Genomic DNA, 512 nt, shown 5'->3' on the forward strand with positions numbered 1-512 from the left:
ATCTACGGATCAAAGTCTGCTTGCGACTCCCCGTAGCATATCGGAGCTTACCCCGTCCTTCATCGGCTCTTGGCGCCAAGGCATCCACCGTATGCCCTTATTAGCTTGACTTACGTCTCACTAAAAAATCATCCATAAATGGACAATTATTTGATGGTGTACATTTAGTTCACACTAAACATACGATTAAAAATTAATCCTAAAATGCTTGGTAATCACCCATTTGCATGGTTTATTACTTTTGCTTTCTTCTGTGAAGTTTTCAAAGAACATTTCGCCAGCACTAAAGCGCTGACTGTTGAGGTATTCCCTCAAAACTAAACAATGTAAGTGTAGTGAACAACCAGATGTGTCGACCTTGGATTTGAGAAGTATATTTCAACCTCTCGAATCTCCATAGAAAGGAGGTGATCCAGCCGCAGCTTCCGCTACGGCTACCTTGTTACGACTTCACCCCAATCATCGGCCCCACCTTCGACGGCTGGCTCCTTACGGTTACCTCACCGGCTTCG

At 44.5% G+C, this 512-nt stretch carries 2 rRNA genes; both read right to left on the reverse strand.

Features of this window, described 5'->3' with window-relative positions:
- A 23S ribosomal RNA gene (locus tag ACAN52_RS21975) occupies window positions 1–111 on the reverse strand; the annotation flags it as partial.
- 289 nt (window positions 112–400) lie between these two features.
- Window positions 401–512: ribosomal RNA gene (locus ACAN52_RS21980) — 16S ribosomal RNA — on the reverse strand; the annotation flags it as partial.

It is taken from the genome of Pelosinus sp. sgz500959, from assembly GCF_042610375.1.
Taxonomy (GTDB): Bacteria; Bacillota; Negativicutes; order DSM-13327; family DSM-13327; genus CTSoil-075.